The organism is Pseudomonas sp. UBA6276, assembly GCF_002438365.1.
Classification (GTDB): domain Bacteria; phylum Pseudomonadota; class Gammaproteobacteria; order Pseudomonadales; family Pseudomonadaceae; genus Aquipseudomonas; species Aquipseudomonas coleopterorum.
In genome coordinates, this window is the sequence record NZ_DJUS01000048.1 from 10,994 (window position 1) to 17,203 (window position 6,210).

Genomic DNA, 6,210 nt, shown 5'->3' on the forward strand with positions numbered 1-6,210 from the left:
AGCATGCGGTCGGCTTCATCGAGCACCAGCACCTCGACGTTCTTGAGGTCCAGGTTGCCAGCGTTCAACTGCTCCAGCAGACGGCCCGGCGTACCGATGAGGATGTCCGGCACCTTGCGCAGCATGGCGGCCTGCACCTTGAAGTCTTCACCACCGGTGATCAGGCCGGCCTTGATGAAGGTGAACTGGCTGAAGCGCTCCACTTCCTTCAAGGTCTGCTGCGCCAGCTCGCGGGTCGGCAACAGGATCACGGCACGGATATCGACGCGGACCTTGGCCGGCCCCATCAAGCGGTTGAGGATCGGCAGCACGAATGCCGCGGTCTTGCCACTGCCGGTTTGCGCCGTCACCCGCAGGTCGCGCCCTTGCAAGGCCAAAGGAATGGCCGCTACCTGCACCGGCGTCGGCTCGACAAATTTCAGCTCGGCGACGGCTTTGAGCAGGCGTTCATGCAGGGCGAATTGGGAAAACACGGGTGTTACCTCGACGGAGTACATAAATTCGACTGCATAGGGTACCGGTTTGCGGACGATTAGCCGAATTTCTTTACCCGTAACTCGGTAAATTGCGTGCAAATCTTTCCAGGCGTGGCGATTGCCCTGCGCAATGGGCTTTAATCGCCGCCCCCTTTTCAACTCGGGAGCTGCACGCCCACCCATGAATATCGAATCGCTCTGGCAACAAACCGTCACCTTCATCACAGGCCTCGACGACCAGCCGATCCTGCAGGCCGGTGTGTCGCTGTTCCTGCTGCTGATCGCCGCCTTCACCCTGGGCCGCCTGGCACGCTTTCTCACCCTGCACGCGGTCAAGCTGCTCAGCCGCCGACCTTCGCTGCACTGGCTCACCGACTTCCTGCACAACAAGGTCTTCCACCGCCTGGCGCAAATGACGCCGTCGCTGGTGGTGCAGTTCAGCCTCGGCCTGATCCCGGTGCTGAGTGACAACAGCAAACACGTCATCGGCAACATCGCGCTGGGCTTCACCATCCTGTTCATGGTGCTGGCGCTGGGCGCCCTGCTCAATGCCCTGCTCGACATCTACGCCCGCACCGAACACGCCCGCACCCGCTCGATCAAGGGCTACGTCCAACTGGCGAAGATGATCCTGTACATCTTCGGCGCGATTATCATCGTAGCCACCTTGATCGACCGCTCGCCGTTACTGCTGCTGTCCGGCCTGGGCGCCATGTCGGCGGTCATCCTGCTGGTCTACAAGGACACCCTGCTGTCGTTCGTGGCCAGCGTGCAATTGACCAGCAACGACATGCTGCGCGTCGGCGACTGGATCGAAATGCCCCAGGTGGGCGCCGACGGCGATGTCGTCGACATCACCCTGCACACGGTGAAGATCCAGAACTTCGACAAGACCATCGTCTCCATCCCCACCTGGCGCCTGATGAGCGAGTCGTTCAAGAACTGGCGCGGCATGCAGCAGTCCGGCGGCCGGCGCATCAAGCGCGCCCTGAACATCGATGCCAGCGGCGTGCGTTTCCTCGACGAACAGGAACAGCTACGCCTGACCCAGGTGCATCTGCTCAGCGGCTACGTCAGCAGCAAGCAGGCCGAACTCAAGGCCTGGAACGCAGCCCAGGGCGAAGTGGCGGAGCTGTCGGCCAACCAACGCCGCATGACCAACCTGGGCACCTTCCGCGCCTACGCCCTGGCGTACCTCAACGCCCACCCCGACATCCAGCCGAACATGACCTGCATGGTCCGGCAGATGGAAGCCACCGCCGAAGGCGTACCCCTGGAAATCTACTGCTTCACTCGCACCACGGCCTGGGCCGAGTACGAGCGGATTCAGGGGGATATCTTCGACTACCTGCTGGCCGTGCTGCCGGAGTTCGGGTTGAGCGTGTACCAGAAGCCCAGCGGCGCGGACCTGCGCAGTGGGTTGGTAGCGGTGACTGGTCCGCATTGAAAGCCCCCCCGTAGGAGCGGTCCGTGGCCGCGAACCAGGCGATGCGGTGTACTAGGCACTACGCAGTGCGCCCTTCGCGGCCGATGACCGCTCCTACGGGATGCCAGTGCCTCTGTGGAAACGAACCAGGCTCACCCCTCCGACTTCGCCTTCTCCTCCCGCTCCGCAGCCGAATGCTGGGTCTCGGCTTCCTTGTCACCGTCCGTCATCCACGGCTTGGCGCTTTGCTGTGCCTTGTCGATCGTCTCGTTGATCTGCTTGGCGGACTCGCTGAAGGTGTCGCGCGCAGCTTCGACCAGTTGTGTCTTGGACGTTTCGATGACTTTGTTCGCGGCATTCTCGGCCGCGTCACAGCCGGCAAGAATCAAAGTCAACGCGACCACGGCCGGGTAAGCAATCAGTCTGGACGGCATGGAAACCTCTGCAAAAGATGGGGGTGCGCCAGATCATACCGCTACCATTTTTTGCCTAAGGCAGGATTCTGAATCAAGGTGTGTCTTGGTAGAGCTCGCCTGTCGAGCCGGTATTTTGCTGTACAGGTGACGGGGCCGAGGGCCTCGCAGGCAGAGGGCTCGCCGCCCGCCCCGCTCCCACAGGGTTGCGCACACCCTCACTTTTGTTTCATCCAGAAAAACTGAACGATGACTTTCCACGCGCCCTCCATTTTCAGGACTACCCGATGCTGTGCAGCACCGTACAGCCCCGAGCAATCTTAGAGGACACTGCCTTATGACTACCGAAAACCAGTACAGCATGCAGAACCCGCTCACCCAATACCCGACCCCCGAATTTCCCAAGCAGCCGCAAACGGCGCCCGGGACCGTGCATAAAATGCAGCCGGCGGCGGATCATGGGGAAACCAGTTACAAGGGGTTTGGCCGGATGGTCGGGCGCAAGGCGCTGATTACCGGGGCTGACTCTGGCATTGGCCGTGCAGCAGCCATCGCCTATGCTCGCGAGGGTGCCGACATCGTCCTCAACTATCTGCCCGAGGAAGAAGCTGATGCCCGGGAAGTGGTGGCGTTGATCGAGGCCGAAGGGCGCAAGGCGATTGCCGTGCCAGGCGACTTGAAGGATGAAGCGTTCTGCAATTCTCTGGTCGAGCAGGCGGTCAAGGCGCTCGGCGGACTCGACGTGCTGGTCAACGTGGCCGGCAAGCAGACGGCCCAGAAGGACATCGCCGAACTCACCACCGAGCAGTTCGACGCGACGTTCAAGACCAACGTTTACGCGATGTTCTGGCTGTGCAAGGCGGCGCTGCCGCACCTGCCAGCGGGTGCAACCATCATCAATACGGCGTCGATCCAGGCCTATCAGCCGTCGGAAACGTTGCTCGACTACGCGCCCACCAAATCGTCGATCGTGGCGTTCACCAAAGCCCTGGCCAAGCAGGTCATCGGCAAGGGCATCCGGGTCAATGCCGTGGCACCGGGGCCGTTCTGGACACCTCTGCAGCCCAGCGGTGGCCAACCCCAGGAGAAGATCCCCAAGTTCGGTTCGGAAACACCCATGGGTCGTCCAGGGCAGCCAGCCGAGTGCGCGCCGATCTACGTGCTGCTGGCCACTCAGGAATCGAGTTATATCACCGGCGAAGTGTTCGGTGTCACCGGCGGCAACCCACTGCCCTGAGCCTTGCTGGAACGGGCGTCGCCTACGGCACGCCCGCCCTTCTCTTTCAATACGCCATGGACAGACTCAGGGTCACCTGAGGCACGACGCTGTCGGTCTCTCCATCTGGGCCACTGAGTTCTCGCAAGGCACCATCGCGATAGATGGCCAAGGCCTCGGCCCGGGCGCTCCAGCGGGTTTCGCTCCACTGGAAGGGTTGCTCGAGCGCCAGTCCGGTACGGGCATACAGGCGATCGCCTGAATCGGGACCGTAGAAACCGTTCCAGCCGACTCCGAGGGCACTCGGGAAACTCAAGCGCAGGCCTGCATCGCTCAAATCCATGCCGGGCTCCAGCGTGCCTTGGGTGTAGAGGCCGCTGTCACCCTGAGTGCGGCTGGTGATGGCCAGTCCCGGTCGCCACGCGCCAAACCCGGAGTCAGCCTCGTAGGCCAGGGTGAAACTTGCCTCCTGGGTGGTGGGGGCGACGTCGTTCGGGCTGGTCTTGACGGTATAGACGAAGCCCAGTCGCAACCCCTCGCTGGGCGAAACCACCAGACCGAGCAGGTTGTTGCTCTCGTACCAGCGGCGCGGGCTCACTGTTTCGTCGCTCGACGCGCTGTGGAAACCGTTGCTGGTGCTGAACACCAGCCAGGCATCGGCGCTGCCGTCGGCGGCCTGGTGCAGGTCCAGGGCGAAGCCGGCCTGGGCATGCAACGGAATCCGATCGAGGCTGGCGGCGTCATCGTCGTAGTTGCCTCGCGCGAAATCACCATTGCGGGCATCGATGCTCAACTGCGGGTGAAAGCGACCGGAGGCCTCGCCGATCTCGACACTGCCCAATGCGGCATCTTCGGTTTCGATGGAAGGCACGCTGCGCGGCGCAGCCAGGCAGGGTTGCATGACCGCTGCCAGCGCAGCGGCGAGCAGAGGAAGGCGAGGTAAGGTGGGCATGCGCGAAGGCTCTGTGAGGAAGGTCGCTCTGTAGACTCTGAATGGTTGGGAAAGTACCGCCGAACAACGCTCGTCCCTCACTCTTTTCGATACTCCACCCCTCCGTCTGTCCGGTCGCCGATGGGCCTCATTCAGATTTGCCGTTCGTCGCCGATAGTTAGAAAACACTCAAAAGAATATTCCTAGAGCTCACGCTGCACGTCTTGTCTTTTTCTGCCGACCAACACTTACAACACCAGCGGAATAGTCCATGAACATCAAGCAAAAACTCACCTGGGGCTTTGCGGTCATCGCCTGCCTCCCGGTCATCGTGGTGGCCGTGCTCGTCGTCTTCAACCTGCGCGAAGCGGCCAGGGCCGACTTCGTCGACAGCAGCGGCCGTGAGATCCGGCAGATCGACAATGGCATCAAACAGTTCTTCGACGGCATCAGCCAGAACGTCGAGTACATCGCCAAGGACCCTCGTATCGTCGCTGCCAGGGATCTGAAGAACTACACGGGCGCGGACGCAGCGCAGGTGCCTCTGACCGAGAGCAATCGGCGCCTGCTGGACATCTTCGATGGCTTCGCCAAGACCCATCCGAGCACGGCTTACCTGTCGCTGGGCTTGAGCGACGGTGGTTACGCCAGCTGGCCCGATGACCCCAAGATCGCCAATTACGACCCGCGCCAGCGACCCTGGTACAAGGCTGCGATGGCCGCTCCGGGAACCACGGTGCGCACCGACGCCTACTATTGGGCACCGGACGATGTGTCGTTGATCGGCACGGTGCGCAGTGTCACCGACGCCGCAGGCCAGGTGGTCGGCGTGGTCGGCCTGGATGTGTCGCTCAAGCAGATGACCGAACTGGTGAAGAACATCAAGCTGGGCAACAGCGGCTATCTGATGCTGATCGAAGCCAATGGCAACGTGCTGGTGGATGCCAGCGATGCCAAACACAACTTCAAACCGCTTGCCGACCTGGGCGGCAACTACACCGAGTTGGCCAGGCATGGCGATGGCTCGACTCAGATCGAGATCGACGGCAAGGTCTACATGGCCAACATCGTCAGCTCGGCCGGGCTGGGCTGGCGGTTCATCGGCCTGATCGAGCGCGAAGAAGTGATGGCCCAGGCTTCGAACCTGACCTGGCTGATCGCGGCCATCGCGGCAGTGCTGGCCGTCGTGTTCGCCTTGGTTGGCGCCAGCTTCGCCGGTGTCATCGTGCGTCCGATCCGTGGCGTCGCCAACGGTCTGCAGGAGATCGCCGAGGGCGAAGGCGACCTGACGCGTCAGCTCAAGGTCCAGGGCAAGGATGAAACGGCGGCGCTGGCGGGCTGGTTCAACCAGTTCGTGGGGATGATCGCTCAATTGGTGCAACGCATCGGTACCGCGTCTTCCGATCTGCAGGTGGCCGCCGCCGATACCCAGGAGGTGGCTCGCAACATGGACGAAGTCGCCGGTCGCCAGCGCGAAGCGGTGGAACTGGTCAGCACCGCGTTCAACGAAATGGTCGCCACCGCCAACGAAGTGGCCCGTTCCTGCGGGCAGGCGGCCACCAGTGCGGACAACGGTTATCAGCAAGTCCACGACGGCCAGCAGCGCATTGGCGAGGCGACCACCAGCGTGCTCAGGCTGAGTTCCGAGCTGCAGCAATCGACCGAAACCATGCAGCTGCTGCAGCAGGACAGCAAGAACATCAATAGCATTCTGGACACCATTCGTTCGATCGCCGAGCAGACCAACC

General features: G+C 62.2%; 6 protein-coding genes. 3 read left to right on the forward strand and 3 right to left on the reverse strand.

What is annotated here, in order from left to right; all coding sequences use genetic code 11:
* Nucleotides 1-497: DEAD/DEAH box helicase (locus B2V21_RS05660; RefSeq protein ID WP_414708361.1), on the reverse strand; the 497-nt coding region annotated here is incomplete at its 3' end.
* Between the two features lie 160 nt (nucleotides 498-657).
* On the opposite strand from B2V21_RS05660, the gene B2V21_RS05665 reads away from it, so the two are divergent.
* Nucleotides 658-1,923 carry a mechanosensitive ion channel family protein gene (locus B2V21_RS05665; protein ID WP_286916284.1) on the forward strand — a complete coding sequence of 422 codons (1,266 nt, stop codon included), beginning with the start codon at nucleotides 658-660 and terminating at the stop codon, nucleotides 1,921-1,923.
* Nucleotides 1,924-2,054: 131 nt separating this feature from the next.
* Here the strand turns inward: B2V21_RS05665 and B2V21_RS05670 are convergent, their stop codons facing one another.
* Nucleotides 2,055-2,336 (reverse strand): hypothetical protein, encoded by a 282-nt coding sequence (locus B2V21_RS05670; RefSeq protein ID WP_286916285.1) that lies wholly within the window; start codon nucleotides 2,334-2,336, stop codon nucleotides 2,055-2,057.
* 316 nt (nucleotides 2,337-2,652) lie between these two features.
* Between B2V21_RS05670 and B2V21_RS05675 the strand changes: the two genes are divergently transcribed.
* Entirely contained in the window at nucleotides 2,653-3,552 is a 900-nt protein-coding gene (locus B2V21_RS05675) for an SDR family oxidoreductase (protein WP_286916286.1), read from the forward strand.
* Between the two features lie 46 nt (nucleotides 3,553-3,598).
* On the opposite strand, the gene B2V21_RS05680 is transcribed toward B2V21_RS05675, so the two are convergent.
* Nucleotides 3,599-4,483, reverse strand: a complete 885-nt coding sequence (locus tag B2V21_RS05680; protein ID WP_286916287.1) for a hypothetical protein — start codon at nucleotides 4,481-4,483, stop codon at nucleotides 3,599-3,601.
* Between the two features lie 250 nt (nucleotides 4,484-4,733).
* Here B2V21_RS05680 and B2V21_RS05685 point away from each other — a divergent pair.
* Nucleotides 4,734-6,210: methyl-accepting chemotaxis protein (locus B2V21_RS05685; RefSeq protein WP_286916288.1), on the forward strand; the 1,477-nt coding region annotated here is incomplete at its 3' end.